The sequence below is a fragment of the Paenibacillus sp. FSL H8-0175 genome (genome assembly GCF_045040615.1).
Classification (GTDB): domain Bacteria; phylum Bacillota; class Bacilli; order Paenibacillales; family Paenibacillaceae; genus Paenibacillus_AQ; species Paenibacillus_AQ odorifer.
In genome coordinates this window covers 516,996-533,484 of the sequence record NZ_CP150299.1, presented here as the reverse complement: position 1 = coordinate 533,484, position 16,489 = coordinate 516,996, and the positions used below count along the sequence as shown (strand labels likewise).

Annotated in this window: 14 protein-coding genes; 5 read left to right on the top strand and 9 right to left on the bottom strand. The window is 47.1% G+C overall.

The genetic code is table 11. From position 1 onward, the window contains the following. Window positions 1-4: 4 nt before the first annotated feature. From MHH46_RS02365 to MHH46_RS02355, 3 genes are all read right to left on the bottom strand, one after another. The gene (locus tag MHH46_RS02365; protein WP_076192762.1) at window positions 5-1,654 is read right to left on the bottom strand and encodes a bifunctional ADP-dependent NAD(P)H-hydrate dehydratase/NAD(P)H-hydrate epimerase; all 1,650 of its coding nucleotides are present in this window, start codon (window positions 1,652-1,654) and stop codon (window positions 5-7) included. A 90-nt stretch (window positions 1,655-1,744) separates the two neighbouring features. Continuing rightward, the gene (locus MHH46_RS02360; protein WP_076192760.1) at window positions 1,745-2,377 is read right to left on the bottom strand and encodes an NAD(P)-dependent oxidoreductase; all 633 of its coding nucleotides are present in this window, start codon (window positions 2,375-2,377) and stop codon (window positions 1,745-1,747) included. A 231-nt stretch (window positions 2,378-2,608) separates the two neighbouring features. Continuing rightward, window positions 2,609-3,022 (bottom strand): GNAT family N-acetyltransferase, encoded by a 414-nt coding sequence (locus tag MHH46_RS02355; protein WP_081387864.1) that lies wholly within the window; start codon window positions 3,020-3,022, stop codon window positions 2,609-2,611. 179 nt (window positions 3,023-3,201) lie between these two features. Here MHH46_RS02355 and MHH46_RS02350 point away from each other — a divergent pair, with 179 nt between their 5' ends. Continuing rightward, window positions 3,202-3,510 (top strand): hypothetical protein, encoded by a 309-nt coding sequence (locus tag MHH46_RS02350; protein WP_076134873.1) that lies wholly within the window; start codon window positions 3,202-3,204, stop codon window positions 3,508-3,510. 870 nt (window positions 3,511-4,380) lie between these two features. Here MHH46_RS02350 and MHH46_RS02345 read toward each other — a convergent pair. The 4 genes from MHH46_RS02345 to MHH46_RS02330 form a co-directional block, all read right to left on the bottom strand. After that, window positions 4,381-4,605: a YezD family protein gene (locus tag MHH46_RS02345; protein ID WP_076101319.1), complete on the bottom strand. Its 225-nt coding sequence runs from the start codon at window positions 4,603-4,605 to the stop codon at window positions 4,381-4,383. A gap of 117 nt (window positions 4,606-4,722) precedes the next feature. Then, complete coding sequence (gene cysW, locus MHH46_RS02340; protein WP_076101318.1) at window positions 4,723-5,586, bottom strand: sulfate ABC transporter permease subunit CysW; 864 nt, start codon at window positions 5,584-5,586, stop codon at window positions 4,723-4,725. A gap of 127 nt (window positions 5,587-5,713) precedes the next feature. Further along, the gene (cysT, locus tag MHH46_RS02335; protein WP_076124574.1) at window positions 5,714-6,562 is read right to left on the bottom strand and encodes a sulfate ABC transporter permease subunit CysT; all 849 of its coding nucleotides are present in this window, start codon (window positions 6,560-6,562) and stop codon (window positions 5,714-5,716) included. Window positions 6,563-6,655: 93 nt separating this feature from the next. Beyond that, window positions 6,656-7,783: a sulfate ABC transporter substrate-binding protein gene (locus MHH46_RS02330; RefSeq protein ID WP_076192756.1), complete on the bottom strand. Its 1,128-nt coding sequence runs from the start codon at window positions 7,781-7,783 to the stop codon at window positions 6,656-6,658. A gap of 387 nt (window positions 7,784-8,170) precedes the next feature. Between MHH46_RS02330 and MHH46_RS02325 the strand changes: the two genes are divergently transcribed. Continuing rightward, window positions 8,171-10,438, top strand: coding sequence for a chlorophyllase/cutinase-like alpha/beta fold protein (locus tag MHH46_RS02325; RefSeq protein ID WP_076192754.1), 2,268 nt, complete (start codon window positions 8,171-8,173; stop codon window positions 10,436-10,438). Between the two features lie 129 nt (window positions 10,439-10,567). Here the strand turns inward: MHH46_RS02325 and MHH46_RS02320 are convergent, their stop codons facing one another. After that, the gene (locus MHH46_RS02320) at window positions 10,568-11,617 is read right to left on the bottom strand and encodes a lactonase family protein (protein ID WP_076124578.1); all 1,050 of its coding nucleotides are present in this window, start codon (window positions 11,615-11,617) and stop codon (window positions 10,568-10,570) included. Between the two features lie 250 nt (window positions 11,618-11,867). Here MHH46_RS02320 and MHH46_RS02315 point away from each other — a divergent pair, with 250 nt between their 5' ends. The 3 genes from MHH46_RS02315 to MHH46_RS02305 all read left to right on the top strand — a co-directional run bounded on the left by MHH46_RS02315 (window position 11,868) and on the right by MHH46_RS02305 (window position 14,199). After that, window positions 11,868-12,128, top strand: a complete 261-nt coding sequence (locus MHH46_RS02315; protein ID WP_036682650.1) for a GlsB/YeaQ/YmgE family stress response membrane protein — start codon at window positions 11,868-11,870, stop codon at window positions 12,126-12,128. Window positions 12,129-12,335: 207 nt separating this feature from the next. Beyond that, window positions 12,336-12,836: a CcdC family protein gene (locus MHH46_RS02310; protein ID WP_076185218.1), complete on the top strand. Its 501-nt coding sequence runs from the start codon at window positions 12,336-12,338 to the stop codon at window positions 12,834-12,836. 400 nt (window positions 12,837-13,236) lie between these two features. After that, window positions 13,237-14,199: an L-lactate dehydrogenase gene (locus MHH46_RS02305; RefSeq protein ID WP_076124580.1), complete on the top strand. Its 963-nt coding sequence runs from the start codon at window positions 13,237-13,239 to the stop codon at window positions 14,197-14,199. 100 nt (window positions 14,200-14,299) lie between these two features. On the opposite strand, the gene MHH46_RS02300 is transcribed toward MHH46_RS02305, so the two are convergent. Next, complete coding sequence (locus MHH46_RS02300; protein WP_254848740.1) at window positions 14,300-16,342, bottom strand: methyl-accepting chemotaxis protein; 2,043 nt, start codon at window positions 16,340-16,342, stop codon at window positions 14,300-14,302. Window positions 16,343-16,489 lie beyond the last annotated feature (147 nt).

Genomic DNA, 16,489 nt, shown 5'->3' with positions numbered 1-16,489 from the left:
ATACTCAAAGCGCTTCAATGATATCTCCGGCAATAATAGCCGCCGGATTATTCCGCTGACGGGCTGCTCCCTCTCCTGCTAATCCGTGCAGGTATACCCCAAAAGCTGCTGCCTGCGTAGCATGAAGTCCCTGAGCCAGCAGGCTGGAAATCATGCCCGTTAGCACATCACCAGCTCCACCAGTGCCCATGCCGGGATGGCCTGTGGTATTTACATAAGCTTGCCCTTCAGGAGTTGCTATCACGGTATGTGCTCCTTTTAACACAAGTGTAACCCCATGCTCCTTGGCATAGTCCATAGCCAGACCGATTCGGTCACGTTGGACCTCAGCCGTAGTTAGGTTAGCCAGGCGAGCCATTTCGCCTGGGTGAGGTGTCAGAATTACAGAATGACGGCGCCGCGCCCAACTCTTATAATCGGAGTCAGCCAGAATATTTAAAGCATCCGCATCGATAACCAGCGGGCAATCACTGCCTTCCCAAAGACTGCGAAGCCAATCTGTATCACCCGGGAACCGTCCAAGACCTGGTCCCACAGCGATTACATCTCGCTCTTCGCTTAACTTCAGTAGCTCGGACGCGGTCTCAGCCTTCCAGTTTCCCTCTTCACTGCCACCTACATCAGCCAGCATGAGTTCAGGAACAACACCGATGACGGAAGGTAACAGCTTCTTAGGAAGCGCCCACGTCACCAGTCCGCAGCCCGTGCGCAGCGCAGCACGGGCTGCAAGTAGTCCGGCGCCGCTCATCCGTAAGGTGCCGGCAGCAAGGAGTACATGCCCATAAGTCCCCTTATGGCCTTCAGGCGATCGCCGCCGGGCCAGATCGACACCCAGATGGGCATGCAGCACTTCCGGTGTCAGCAGGTGAACCTGCACACCGCTGTTAAGAGTCAGAGCAGTCGGAATGCCGATGGCCCGTACCTTGACATGCCCCGCTGCGCCTGCACCGGGGTATTGCAGGAGGCCTCGCTTGAGAAACGCGAGGCATACCGTCACTGACGCATGAATGCAAGGCTCATGCGTCTCTCCTGTGTCCGCGTTCAGACCACTGGGGATGTCCGCGGACACAATGACCTTGCCGCTGCTGTTCGCTGCGGCAATCAGCTCCGCATAGGCGCCGCGCGGGGCTCCCGCGCCGCCGGTGCCGAGCAGCGCATCCAGGATGCCGCTGCACTCGGCAAGGTCCAGCCGATGCCTGCCGTATACTACGGCAGGCAGGCCCATGACTGCAGCCGCATCGCGCTGCAGGGCGGCCTCGCCGGAGAGCGACTCCGGCGGCACCGCATAGACGAGCGTGACGGCGATGCCGGTCTCGCGAAGGTACCGTGCGGCGGCGAGGCCATCGCCGCCGTTGTTGCCTTTGCCGACGAGGATGAACCATCGCTCGGCTGCGGCAGAGGCAAGCGTCAGCGCATGATCTGCGCTGACCTTAAATGCCTTGCCTGGGTCACCCAGCGCGGCCTCCTTTAGCCCGGCATCGTTCCCTTCGGCTGCATTCCTGCAGCCTGCCCCGCCTCTCTCCCGGCAAAGCGCGATGATCTCCTCTGCGATAACTCTTCCCGCATTCTCCATCAGCGCAATCGCTGGAATCCCCAGCTGCTGGATCGTTTCGCTGTCCAGCTGCCTCATTTGCTCAGCAGTTACCAGATACATGATTTAGCCCCTTTCCGCTATCTACCGTTCCAAAGCTTCACAGGCAATTCCAAATACAAGTCCGAGCGCAAGTCCGGCGCAAGTCTGATATCAGTAAGCGACAGTAAATCTGGCCCGACTAAAATTCCCTTCCTCCAGCTCGTCCACCATAGCTACAGCGAAATCCTCCACACTAATCTTGCTTTCACCATTCTCATCTAGAATAAGACGGTCCAATCCGATGCGGAAATGACCTGTACGACGACCTGGATGAACTACCGCAGCAGGACTGAGATACGTATAATTCAATTCTGTATTTTTGTAAATCTCATAAGCCTGCGCATGCGCCTCTGCAACTGGTTTAAACTCTTCAGGAAAATCCGGTGTATTCATCAGCAGCTCTCCAGTTTCAGTCTTTAAGCTACCTGCACCTCCAACAACCAACAGCCGATTTAACCCTGCCGTCTGCATACCCTCCACCAACGCTTTTGCCGCCGTAATCAGATCCTGCTCGTGGCCCGCTCCTGGTCCATAAGCACTGATTACCTCTTCATGACCACGGACCGCAGCCGCTACTGAAGCCGGATCAAGAATATCCACCGTTGTTACATGTAAACGCTCGTGTTCGAGAGTTACTGACTCTGGATTGCGTACCGCAGCTGTTACTTCGTGTTTTCTTTTTAATGCCTCCTGTACAATTGCCTTTCCAATCGTTCCTGAAGCGCCCAATATTACAACATCCATCTTGTTGTTCCTCACATTCTACGAGCAAGACCATTATCGTGCAGCCTTCTGCTCAATTATTTTTCTGATGCTCATCTGAATAGCTTTTCCCTTACAGCCTTTAAACATTATTTATCCCCTGAGATCCAATCGAAACCAGATCGCACCTACTACTCCACTTCCAGACCAAAAACCCCTTAACCAATACAAGGGGCACTCTCTACTAAAAAAGCAGCATGAATTCGCCTTAGCTTAGCGACGCAAAAACATTCCCTGAGAACGTGGCATAACCGATTCAAATCCATATTGTGCATAGAGCTTCAAGGCTTCTCCATCTGCAATCAGACTTACATAAGCCTTGTCCGGTACAGTATTAAGGAACTCTCTAATTTCCCGCATGATCAGCTTTCCCAAACCTCGTCCTTGATGTGAAGGCTTGACCGCGATATCCGTGACCTGAAAAAAGCATCCCCCATCGCCAATCACCCGTCCCATCCCGATTAAGTTATTCTCCTCATACAAAGTTACCGCAAAAATAGAACAAGGCAAACCGATCGCTGCACCTTCCACACTCATTTCACTCAGCCCAGCTTCTTTTCTCAGCGCCAAATACTGTTCCACTGAAGGCTGTTCATGGCGTATATCAAGCTTACTTGTTGTTTCCATCCGCACTCCTCCGTTCAGCATTGCTGTTCCCACTATATACGACTGCATGGTTCACAGGCAAGGCTCACTGCTAGGGATGTTTTTGAAACTGAGGGATAAGCATTATATTCTTGAATTCCTTTACTGACTGTGTGGAATAGTATCTGTAACAATATTTATAAAAGGGTGGGTGAAGCATTATGTCTCCTGTAGCCAAGCTGTTCAAATGGGGAACATGCCTTTATGAAGCTTTTCTGGCTCTGCCGTTGATTGGCGGACTCTTTATCATTGCTAATGGTTGGGTCCCTTTGGCCATTGCCTTTTTGCTTCATGCTGTAGCCGTTGTTGTGCTGCAAAGAGAGCATAAACCATTCATGGGTAACGTTCTGGGCATTATCACCTCGATTTTAGCTTTTGTTCCGATCGTTGGTTGGATTATGCACGCCATTACTGCGTTCATCCTGTTGATGGAGGGCGTATCCGCCTCACGCCAAGCCCCTCGTTATTAACAAACGTACTGCGTCATCAAAATATGTAGCTATCCCACGGGCCGAATCATTTGTAAAAGTCGTAAAAAGACAGATCATCCTCTGCGACCTACGAACCCGGATGACATCTTGCTGTGTTCTTATTGGTAGGCAGTCTGCTTCAATAGTCATCATTCCCTGCGACCTACGGACCCAGATGACATATTGCCGTGTTCTTACTCATGGGCGGTTTGCTTCAACACTCATCATTCCTGCGACCTACGGACCCAGATGACATATTGCTGTGTTCTTACTCATGAGCGGTCTGCTTCAACACTCATCATTTCCGGCGACCTACGAACCCGGATGACATCTTGCTGTGTTCTTACTGGTAGGCGGTCTGCTTCAACACTCATCATTCCCGGCGACCTGCGGACCCAGATGACATATTGCTGTGTTCTTACTCATGAGCGGTCTGCTTCAACAATCATCATTCCTGCGACCTACGGACCCAGATGACATATTGCTGTGTTTTTACTCATGAGCGGTCTGCTTCAACAATCATCATTCCTGCGATCTACGGACCCAGATGACGTTATTTGCGCCTTTTCAGCTTTTGGAGCGTGGTTTCGGACTCCAGGGACGTTATTGCTTAGAATCAGGTCCATATGTGGTGTTTTTTATGCCAATAGCAGCTATGCGGTCCGTTAGCGGGGCAAATGTGGCATAATACTGCGTTTAGTGTCAACTGAGTCCGATGGGGTGCGACATATGGTGCGTCATACGTGCCAAATATCAAGCATACGAAGAAAAAGGAGTTGCCCCAGCAGCCATTTTGTGGCTTATGTGACAACTCCATAATCTTTTATCCAAAAAGATGATATATACCTTTATAATTGCCCAGAGATTGAATCAACGTCCCGCCGATTGAGAATCGGCCCGCCGGCTGCCGCTTTCACCAATATAACGTCCATTTGCGTTGCCACTGCTATTCTCAAACCGTTTGCGTTCCGTACGCTCCATCTGAACAATCTGACCTTCATGAACCACAATATGCAATGAGCCAAATTCCATATCATCCAGAAGTCCTGCAATCCGCGTAAGCCATAAATCGTCCACTTTCAGCGGTTTAGCCATTCTCTAGCCTCCCTTTCTCACCAAAGGATTATATCCGCCTAAATTCCTTTTTTCCTCAATTCCGTTATTACCAACCAGTATACTATGAATTAACTTAGCATGGAACTAAAAGTCATGTCAATGGGCATTTTTTCGCGACAACCAGCTTTTAATAATCATCGTTACCAAAGCCAATAACAGGAGCAAAGAAGCTACTGCAAAAGATGCTGAAAATTGATATTCGTTGTACAAAATCTCAACATGCAGCGGCAGCGTATTCGTCTCCCCACGGATATGCCCGGACACCACAGAAACCGCACCAAACTCACCCATGGCCCGCGCATTACACAAAATAATGCCGTATAGTAACCCCCATTTAATATTAGGCAGCGTGACTCTGAAAAAGATTTGCCACCCATGTGCGCCGAGTGTAATTGCCGCTTCTTCCTCCTGTGTACCCTGATCCTCCATCAGCGGGATTAACTCACGCGCTACAAAAGGAAACGTCACAAACAACGTGGCTAGCACGATACCCGGAAGCGCAAATACGATCTTAATATCATGGGCGCTCAGCCAAGGGCCAAACCATCCGTTTGCTCCGAAGACGAGTACAAAGATTAGGCCGCCGATGACTGGCGAGACTGCAAAAGGGAGATCAATCAAGGTGATCAGAAACCCTTTGCCGCGGAAACGGAACTTGGTTACAGCCCACGCCGCTGTTACACCAAAAAAGGTATTCAGAGGCACAGTTATCGCCGCAACAAGCAGCGTCAATCGCAGCGCTGAGCGGGCATCCGGATCAGTCAGGGCAGCAATATATACGTCCCAGCCCTTCTTAAGTGCCTCGGTTAACACAACAACTAATGGCAGAGCAATCAGCCAAAAAAGGACTAGCCCAGCCGCTCCGATCAACACCCATTTTACAATTGGGGTTTCCGTTGTCGCGGACGAGGACGCATTCTTTTGTAGCCGGGGGGTATGGAGAGGGACGGTACCGGCCAAAATTATTCCTCCTTTAAAGGGTTTTACGAAGACAAGATAGCTTGGAAAATTCAGTATCGACGGCAGATATCGAGTGTCTCCGAGTAAGTTTGAACATGTTCGGACGTCTGCTGTCATGGCAATTACCTCAACGAGAAGTCTTACGAACCCAGCGCTGAAGTGTGTTAATAACAAGTAACATTAAGAAAGAGATGAGGAGCAATAGCAGGGCTACGGCGGTAGCTCCGGCATAATCATATTGCTCCAGTTTAGACATAATAAGCAGCGGAGCAATCTCCGTCCTCATCGGCATGTTACCGGAGATGAACACGACGGAGCCGAATTCACCGATGCCCCGAGCAAAAGCTAGAGCAAAACCTGTTAGCAGTGGCGGAAACAGCTCAGGCAGAACTACTGAACGAAAGGTTCTCCAGCGGCCTGCGCCAAGGGTTGCCGAAGCCTCCTCCATATCTCTGTCCAAATCCTCCAGCACCGGCTGCACCGTCCGGACAACGAACGGTATGCCGATGAACATCAAAGCCAAGGTAATCCCGAGCGGAGTGAATGCCACCTTTAATCCCAGCGGCTCAAGCCAAGACCCAATCCAGCCATTGCCTGCATAGAGCGCCGTCAAGGAGACACCAGCTACAGCTGTCGGCAAGGCAAACGGGAGATCGATCAGCGCATCAAATATTCTTTTGCCCGGAAATTCATAACGTACCAGTACCCACGCCAGCAAAAGACCTAGAATTGCATCTACAAAAGCAGCCGCAGCAGCTGTCGACAGGCTCACACGATACGAAGCTAATACCCGCGGGTCCGTAGCTACATCCCAGAATTTCGCCCAGCTCAGACCTGTAGAATTGAACAGTAGCGCCGAAAGTGGCAGTAGAACCACTAGACTCAGGTATAAAACACTGTAGCCCATCGTCAGCCCGAAGCCGGGCAGTATTTTGCGCCGCGTTGCTGCTGGTGCAGCCGTAGTGGTGACATTCATCCCCTATTCATCCTTTCTCGCCTTCGGCCTTTTAGCCGATCAGCCCCTACCGGGACAAATCTCAATGATCATATCCTGCATTTCATTCATCTGTTATTTGGCACCCGGCACATAAATCTTGTCAAAGATCCCGCCATCATTAAAATGCTTCTCTTGCGTTTCTTTCCAGGTTCCGAATTTGTCAGCCAATGTAAACAGCTTGATTTCCGGGAACTTATCTTTGTATTCTTCTTTCACACTATCTAATGTAGGACGGTAATAGTTCTCAGCCGCGATTTTTTGTCCCTCTTCACTATAGAGATACTTCAGGTACGCCTCGGATACCTCACGCGTGTCTCTTTTGTCCACAACCTTCTCTACTATAGCTACTGGCGGTTCAGCCAGAATGCTCTCCGAAGGATTCACGATATCAAATTTGTCTGGTCCCAGCTCTTCCACGGATAAATAGGCTTCATTCTCCCATGCGATCAGCACATCACCAATTCCACGTTCCACAAACGTTGTCGTAGATCCACGCGCGCCGGTATCCAGCACTGGCACATGCTTGAACAGTTCTTTTACAAATTCCTCAGCCTTAGCCTCATCGTTATTGTTCTGGTCTAGTGCATAACCCCAAGCCGCCAAGTAGTTCCAGCGTGCTCCACCTGATGTTTTCGGGTTTGGTGTAATAACCTCTACGCCCTCTTTGAGCAGATCTGGCCAATCCTTGATTCCTTTCGGATTCCCTTTGCGTACAAGGAACACGATAGTCGAGGTGTAAGGCGAGCTGTTATGATCGAATTTACTTTGCCAGCCCTCGTTGATCAGTCCCTTTTCCTGCAAGGCATCAATATCATAACCAAGTGCTAATGTCACAACATCCGCTTCCAGGCCATCAAGCACAGCACGGCTTTGTTTCCCCGATCCACCGTGGGATTGTTTAATGGTGACCTTCTGTCCTGTTTCTTTCTCCCAATAGGCAGCAAAAGCTTTATTATAATTCTCGTACAATTCGCGAGTAGGGTCATAAGATACGTTCAGTAGTTCTACTGGATCTTTAGATGGAGTTTTGGTGGCTTCAGCCGCATTTGTGGCCTCCGCTGAATTGGTTGTTTCTGGTGCGTCTGTTGCCGGACTAGCACTATTGCCGTTATTGTTATTGCTGCCGCAAGCAGCAGTAAGCCCTGCCGTCAGCAACAAGCTAAACCCTACAAGAAGCCCTTTATTCATCTTTTTCTTCATCTTTTCCACTCCCCCATGTTTTTTCGTACCAGACAAACCCTTGGGTAACACAAAAAGAACGGAGGAAAGCCTACGTATGGCAGGTCAAACCGGTCCTAAGACCGTGTCTGCGAGCCTAATGCAGGCGTTCCTCCGTTCGTACGGTAAGAACTTTCTTCAATTATTCCTATCTACTTAGTTGGTTTATATGGATATAATACTGAAACCCTTTAACTGTGTCAAACCTTTTTTTCCAGCCTATGTCAAAGAAAACTCACACACACCACACCATACAAGCTATGGGGTCGGTTCCTGTAAGATCCACTTGTTATTGATGCTATAAAGTAATATTATTGCTACAGCTTATGGGTTAAGAGAAATTACCGCTTTATGTCAGGGGAGAGAGTCATGGGTATGGATTTAGAGTACGTCCCTGCGCCGTTGAAACCGCGGCTCCACAGACGTATGGCTCAAGAAATTGGACGAAGAATTAGGGGAACCTACCGTTACGATACAGCAGTTTGGAGAACAGCTATAGCCGGTCTGTGGATAGTATGCTTTTTAGCCTTTAGTACTGCCGTGTTAGGCATTCCTACTGGATTAGGTAAACCTACCGATATCGCTCTTGCTGCAGGTGCAGGCACTGTCCTGCTGGCGATTTCCGGCAATATCTTGGCTGTTCTGCTAGCGTTGACCGGACTGCGTATCCCAAGATTATTCGCAGGCTGTGTATTGAGTGATTTTGGAGCTATTCTACTAATCTTATATTATGCAGATTTTGAAATTGAGGCTGCGGTTGTCATTGCGGTCGTGCTTGCACTGCTAGGAGCACTAGGCGGATTAGCCATTGGCCTGCTCCGCAGCAAAAGAATAACATTAGGACTTCTGCTAACAGTGGCAGTGACTTTTTCCCCACTTGCGCTGGCAAGCGGAGTGCAAGAACTGCCTATTTCAGAGTCGGTCGACATCAACGATACGGAAGTTGTTCCAATTACAGCCTCCGATCCTGGAAAACCAGGTAATCTAGCTTATCAGACCTTCACCTATGCCAGTGGTACCGATCTACATCGTGCCGAATACGGTAAGGATACAAGCTTGATATCCTCTACGGCCGATGCTTCTGCTTATATTAAGGATTGGTCAAAGCTGCGCACTTTATTCTGGGGTTTCGATTATAAGGCACTTCCCTTGAATGGTCGCGTATGGATGCCAGAAGGCGAAGGTCCATATCCAGTAGTACTGATGGTGCACGGCAATCATATGATGGAAGATTACTCTGATGGCGGGTACGCTTATCTCGGCGAACTATTGGCAAGCCGGGGATTTATCGCGATCTCGCTCGATGAGAATTTCCTGAATTATTCTGCTTGGTCCGGTATTCCGGACAATGATTTTAAAGTACGGACTTGGATCCTACTGAAACATTTAGAGCAGCTAGCAGATTTTTCAGATGATCCGGGCAGTCCTTTTTATCAGAAAATAGATTTCACAAAAACCGCCCTGCTCGGCCATAGCCGCGGAGGACAAGCCGTAGCTATGGCCGCGGATGCCACTCGTTGGTTCAAGGATGATCCGGTGATGGCGGCAGTTAATCGCTTTAATATAACCTCTGTAATCGCGCTTGCACCAACGGACAAAACGATAGATGACCAGCAAGCCCGTCTCAAAGACATCAATTATTTGACCCTCCAGGGAGCCCGCGATGGAGATGTACATGATTTCTATGGTGATCGGCAATATATACGTACCTCCTATTCCCAAGGATCATCTGCTTTCAAAAGCTCGCTGTATATTGCGGACGCCAATCACAGTCAATTCAACAGCGATTGGGGCGGGTATGATCAGACCTTGCCAGCTGGACTCTTTTTAAATCGGGCACAAATCATAGATGCAGACAAACAACGGCAAATCGCTAAGGTCTATGTATCAGCTTTCTTGGAGACCACCTTGCATGAAAAAGAGGAATACCAAAGCTTGTTCCGGGATTATCGCAGCGGGCTGAAGTGGTTACCAGATACCGCCTACTACAATCGATTCCAAAGCGGGGGATATCGTCCTGTAGCCACATTCGACGATGACCGCAACAAAAACACAGTAGAACTGGGAACAGCAGAAGCATCGGGTGTTTCTTGGTCAGAAGAGCTGGCTAAAGACCGGGAGTCAAAAAGCAAAGCCACCTATGGTGTTGTCCTTGAACGCACAGCCAGCAAAAACGAAGAAGCTTATTACAACATTAAGCTTAACGACAGTGTCCGTACTGAAACTGCTCTTTTAGGGGCAGATGGCCTTACGTTCTCTATGGCAAATCTGAATGGTGACATTAGTGAAGAAATGGATGTTCCACTACCTCCAAAGGTTGAGGTGGAGTTAACTGACCATAATGATACCTCAGCCCGCTTGGCGCTGGATGAAGTAATGGACATACTGCCGCTTCCACAAACTCAGTTCACGTTATTCCCATGGCTTGAAGAGCGGATAAACGATGGCAAATACGGTGACCTTTCCGAAGCTGTATTTCAAACCTACGAGATGCCGTTCGAACAATTTCAAGAGGAAGAACCAGAGCTGGATCCTGACAACCTGACGGAAATCACCTTCTATCTTGATGAAGAAGGCGACCGGATCATGCTGGATGACATCGGTTTTTACGATTTAGGTATCCGAAATACATTTTAAAAAATCACTTGCTATTATCCTTAGGTCTTCATTTGCAAAATAGGGCTATTCCCAACCTCCACTCACGAAAAAATGAATGGATACGGGAATAGCCCTTATTTTTACGACATACAATAACCTAGTCTCAGCCTACAACGCTTGCACACAAACAGGTGACTTCATTTCCAATTCATTTCCTGTAGGGATTAATCTGCCACTCTCACTATCGATGGAGAACGAGGTAATATTATCACTATTCTGATTAGCAGCAAGCAGCTTATCCCCAATAATTGCAAAGTTACGCGGAGTACGCCCGCCGGTACCCTGCCAATCCACTGCTTCAAGCAGACCCGTTAATTCATCGATATGGAACAGGGCGATACTGTCTTGTCCCCGATTGGAGACATACAGGAATCTGCCACAAGGGGAGACATGAATATCGGAAGCTGTATCGTCACTACCGGCAGTATAATTATCAGGAAGCGTGCTAAGATGCTGTAAAACATTTAGATTTGCATCCTGTTCATCATTAGCAAATGCCGTTACTGTACAATTCAGTTCATTCGCCAGGTAGATCCATTGTCCAGAGGGATGCACCGCCAGATGACGTGGACCTGAACCAGGTGGCAGATTAAGCTCACGATGTTTTACCAGTTTGCCCTCTTCAGGGCGATAGATCACAATTTGATCTAGTCCCAAATCGCACACCAGCACATGTCTACCACTTGCGTCCGGAATGACAGAGTGCGGATGCGGAGCCTCCTGACGGTCTTCACGAATGCCTGAACCCACATGTTTTACTTGGTCGGACATCTCTTGAAGCGAACCATCTTCATTTACAGGAAAAGCATTAACATTGCCTCCCGAGTAATTGGAGACGAATATGTAATCTTCCTTAGGACTAATGGAGACATAACAAGGAGCGCCACCTTCCGTAGGACGACTTCCAAGTGATTGCAACGCTTTAGTTGCAGGATCAATTGCATATGCGTAAACCTCACCTTGATCCTTCTCACTAACTGCATACAACACGCTGCCTGCTTTATTCACAGCTAAAAACGATGGATTCTCAATTCCCTCGGTACCCTCAAGAATTCTCATTTCCCCCGACAAAAGACTAAGCGCACATAACTGAATCGCCTTCTCGTTCTCAGAGTTATACGTTCCTACATAAAACAATGCCTCATTAGCCCGTTCCATAATAGTGGCTCCTTTATCTTTTATGTATTGTATTACTTCTTACTTACCCTTTACTAATAGGGGTTTACTCATAATTTTATAATATTTTTTCACTATAGCATGTTTATAGTTGTAATACATTATCGAAACTGCATTTAGAGCCTACTTCCTAACCATTCCGGAAGAAGTAAGTTTTTCCATGTGGTTTAAAGATGGTCACAAAGGTTAATAGTAGACATCGCAAACAACAAAACGAAGGAGTTGAAGTAACATGAGTTTTCTATGGATGTTAATCGTTGGTGGGGTTATTGGTTGGTTGGCTGGTCTGATTATGGGCAGAGATATTCCTGGTGGTGTTATCGGTAATATCATCGCTGGTATTATCGGTTCATGGCTGGGTGGCGTGCTTCTGGGAAGCTGGGGACCTAAAGTAAGTGATTTCTACTTCTTCCCTTCTTTGATCGGTGCCGTTGTGCTGATCTTTATCGTGAGCCTTATTCTTCGCTCGACAAGTGGACGCAGCCGTTCGTAAGTCTGAGATGAGATAATAATATTCACATCAATAAATCCTCGTCAGAGTATGCTCTGGCGGGGATTTTTGTATGTATCGTTCCTTTAAGAACAAATTCCTCTGCTGGAATTGTTGCGGGGATGGAGCCAATACACTTCAATGTTTTGCCATCGTTTTTCTGTTATAATGAAGATACAAGTGACTGAAATCATAGAGAGGTCGTGTATCATGGGTAACATAAACCCCTCGCTTCTACATATTGGCTCCACATTAGGGGCTTTGTTCATGGCGCTGATGGTTATTTTCATTCGTCTAAAAGCAAGCGCACGTCCGGTTACTATTCGAAAAATATGGATTCCACCTCTCGGTATGTCGACGGGTTTTGCCATGTTTGTGGCACCTGCGGTCAGATTCCCATTATGGTGGGCGGCAGTCGCCTTTTTGATTGGCTGGTTCATCTTCGCGTATCCTCTTATACGCAGCACCCACTTTGAACAACGTGATGGACAAATTTACGCTCAACGCTCCAAGAGCTTTGCGTTTATCCTGCTCGGACTTCTTCTAGTCCGCACTTTACTCCATGAATTTATTAACCGTTATGTGTCTATTCCACAGTCCGGTGGTTTGTTCTTTATTTTAGCCTTCGGCATGATTGTTCATTGGAGATTTTTTATGTTCAAGCGTTATAAGGCTATGACCTCCTCGGTGAGTCTGCTGCCGCAGCCATGATTATCAATAATAATCCTAAGAAGCCATCTCAGGGTTCTTACCCGATATCCTTGAGATGACTTCTTACCTCTTGTAACTCAAGCTTATGTTCTCCTCTGCTTTTTTCTACTTTTCACCCTTTTCTGACATCAATTAGCCATCCTCTTATTACATCCTCTTTAAGCACTTTACATACACTATAGGGATAGATCTCCTGAAATAACTAACTCATCATGTCACCTATCCAGCATTAAACAGAAAAAATATAATCTTTGCAAGTCCGATGTCAGGTAACTTGCGAAGGGATACGTTAAACTATAAGCATACCTAACGATAAGCTTCCAAAAGACCTTAATGCTGAAATAAATATCATTTGGAAGCCTATACTGCGTATAACTTTTAGAGAGTGAGGACAAGGCAATTGAAAAGTAAATCGAGAAAAGTAGCCATCGTCGGGGCCGGAATGGTGGGTTCAAGCTGTGCTTACTCCATGGTTAATCAGGCCATTTGCGACGAAATTATGATGATCGACCGCACCTATGATCGGGCTATGGCACAAGCACTTGATCTCTCGCACTGTATGGATTTCACAAGCACACGCACAAAGGTGTATGCCGGAACCTATAGCGATTGTGCAAAAATGGATGTCGTTATCTTAACCGCTGGTGCTAATCCAACAGCCGGGCAGACCCGACTTGACGTATTGGAAGCCTCTGCGGTTATTACTCGAGAAATCATTACCAACATCATGGCTGGGGGATTTGATGGAATATTCGTAGTCGCCGCTAATCCGGTCGATATTGTCACTTATATGGTCTGGAAAATATCAGGTCTGCCTCGCCACAGAATTATTGGTACCGGGACCTCCATTGACTCGTCGCGCCTAAAAACCCTGCTCTCCGATGTGTTCTCCATTGACCCGCGCAGTGTTAATGGCTACGCCTTAGGTGAACATGGCGAATCCCAATTTGTAGCTTGGTCCCATGTAACAATTGGCGGCAAGCCTATTCTGCAAATTTTAGATCAGCATCGCGAGCGGTTCCCGCATTTGGATCTGGAGGATATCTCCCGCAAGACAAAAGATGCCGGCTGGGAAATTTTCACCCGTAAAGGCTCCACACATTTCGGGATTGGCAGCGCACTTGCCTACATTACCCGTTCGATCCTGAATGATGAGCACAAAATTATCGCCGTATCGGCCATTCTGGATGGAGAGTACGGACATAGTGGTGTATGCACGGGCGTGCCCGCCATCATAGGCAACACTGGGATTCAAGAGCTGCTGGAGCTTAATTTAAATACAGAGGAAACCCAGAAATTGAACCACTCCTGCAACATTGTACGTGCAGGCATCGAGAGCCTACAGCTGGAAGACAGCGTTTAATTCATAAAAAAAATCGCTACTTTGGGAATTGGTGAGATCACCCGCCAGCTCCCAGAGAGCGATTTTTTGTATTATTAGGAGATGAATCTCAGTTTATCTCCTACTTTTTAAACTTTTCGATTTCTTCTTTCAGCACAGACATCACTTCATTAAGTGATTCCGCTGAGGACACGACATCCTTCATAATCTCTGTCTGCTCCGCTGAAGCTAAGGACACCGCCTGAGCATTCTCAGCAGATTCTTTAGCTATTCCGAGCATATCGGATATAGAAGCCGTTATTTCTTCCGTGCCGGCTGACATCTCTTCATTAATTGCTGACACATCCTGTATTTGCGACGATACTTCACGGATCGAAGAACGGATATGATCAAAGGAAACACCGACGTTTTGCATTTTCCCCATTCCATCGCCAATTTCCTCAATACTCTTCTTCATGGAATCCGCTGCACTTGTTGTTGAAGACTGAATGCCGCCGATTAGCTCCACTATACTAATGATGGAACTGTTCGTCCGCTCTGCTAACTTCTTCACCTCATTCGCAACTACACCGAAGCCACGACCATGTTCTCCAGCTCTGGCAGCCTCAATAGAAGCATTCAAAGATAATAAGCTTGTCTGATTGGATATCTCAGAAATTACATCCACAATTTGTCCGATTTGTTCCGATTGCTCACTTAATTTCCCAATCATCTCGGCAGTCTGATTAGCTGTGGAACTGATAACAGCCATCTGTTGCAGTGTAGATTGAATTTCCAAATAACCACTCTCTACTTCTGAGTTGACTGTCTCAGCCTGATCTGATACCGCTGCAGAGGACTCAGCAATACGTTGCAAACCTACGGCCATCTCTTCCGTTGCTCTTGCGGATTGCTCGGACCCTCTAAATTGCTCTTCCATTCCTTGAGCTACTTCTTGGATAACTGTGGCAACCTCTGCTGAAGTATAGGACGAACGTTGAGCCGATTTCAGCATTCCTTCTGAGGAATAAGTAACCTCCACTACTGTTGTATCAATCTTGTTGACAATACCGGAGAGTGTCTCAATCATATCATTGATATTTTGACTCATCTCGCCGATCTCATCTCCGGACTGCACTTTAACCCTCTCATTCAGATGACCCTCTGCCACCTTTTTCATAGTCGAGGAAATAGCTTTAATGGGTCTAACGATAAGACGAGTAAGGTACAGTGAAACAAAAATTATGACAAGTATAACTGCCAGTAAGATGAACATTGCTGTTCTTTGTGCAGAGGTCACTTTAGCAAAAACCTCTTTCTCCGGCACTGTTACAAGAAGCTTCAGATCAGTATCTGGAATTGTCTTAAAGTATGTAATGACTTTCTTACCATCTTCGCCCTTATAAGTTTCGGACCCCTCTTTGTTGCTCAAAATCTTGTCAACGACCTTCTGAAGAGCCGGCTCTTTAGCGTAATCGGTAATTTTTTTGCCCATACGACTGACGTCTGGATAAGTATAATACATGCCATCATTTGAGATTACATATCCAAATCCGGTATCCGCCATAGTAATTTCATTACTCATTTGGGCAAGAACTTCAGGAGTAATTGAGAAGACAATACCTCCCATAAATTGCTTATCCTTATCCATGACAGGAACTACGATTGGAATGATATATTTATCAAGCTGCTCCAGATAGGACATTTCCCCCAACACAGGCGCATGTGTTTCTTTCGCTTTCAAGAAATAGCTCGCATCTGCTACATTTGCGGTCATGTTCATCATATTGGTTAACTGGCCGTCTTTACTAATGACACTGTAACCTTCTGTCTCACTGTCACTTTCCTCCAGCACTTCTATCACAGGGAAGATACTTGCCGGATTTGTAAAATCGAACTCAGGATGCTGGGACACCAGATCCTTTACGGACGAGGTTTTGTTGGATAGCCACTCATCCATCCGGAATGTGTTCGTATTAATGGTGTCCTGCGCCATTTGCTCACTGTCTGTGCGTGTGACATTGCCGAAATAATCAAGTAAAAATATGGTCGCCACCATGAGCGGCACGATTGCAATAGCTAATATAACAGATGACCACTTAAGTTGAATTGACGTCGCTTTTCTCTTCGTTACATTTTTTCTCATTTTTTTCATCTTGTTTCCTTTCATTTCATTTTCATTCACGATGAAATAGCCTCCTCACTCCATTTGTTATAATATCTCCTGATGTGGATATATCTTCTATATCGGCAAAAATAGACAAATTCTTTGCTGGAGAATAAAAAAAATAAGCCCTAAGACCCCTAAAACCGGAATCCTAAAGCTTACTTT

Coding starts and splice junctions, on each gene's coding strand:
- MHH46_RS02350 (WP_076134873.1), top strand. CDS start 3,202: ATGTCTCCTGTAGCCAAGCTGTTCAAATGGGGAACATGCCTTTATGAA.
- MHH46_RS02320 (WP_076124578.1), bottom strand. CDS start 11,617: ATGGAACGGGCTAATGAGGCATTGTTTTATGTAGGAACGTATAACTCT.
- MHH46_RS02345 (WP_076101319.1), bottom strand. CDS start 4,605: ATGGCTAAACCGCTGAAAGTGGACGATTTATGGCTTACGCGGATTGCA.
- MHH46_RS02360 (WP_076192760.1), bottom strand. CDS start 2,377: ATGGATGTTGTAATATTGGGCGCTTCAGGAACGATTGGAAAGGCAATT.
- MHH46_RS02355 (WP_081387864.1), bottom strand. CDS start 3,022: ATGGAAACAACAAGTAAGCTTGATATACGCCATGAACAGCCTTCAGTG.
- cysT (WP_076124574.1), bottom strand. CDS start 6,562: ATGAATGTCACCACTACGGCTGCACCAGCAGCAACGCGGCGCAAAATA.
- MHH46_RS02315 (WP_036682650.1), top strand. CDS start 11,868: ATGAGTTTTCTATGGATGTTAATCGTTGGTGGGGTTATTGGTTGGTTG.
- MHH46_RS02310 (WP_076185218.1), top strand. CDS start 12,336: ATGGGTAACATAAACCCCTCGCTTCTACATATTGGCTCCACATTAGGG.
- MHH46_RS02325 (WP_076192754.1), top strand. CDS start 8,171: ATGGGTATGGATTTAGAGTACGTCCCTGCGCCGTTGAAACCGCGGCTC.
- MHH46_RS02365 (WP_076192762.1), bottom strand. CDS start 1,654: ATGTATCTGGTAACTGCTGAGCAAATGAGGCAGCTGGACAGCGAAACG.
- MHH46_RS02330 (WP_076192756.1), bottom strand. CDS start 7,783: ATGAAGAAAAAGATGAATAAAGGGCTTCTTGTAGGGTTTAGCTTGTTG.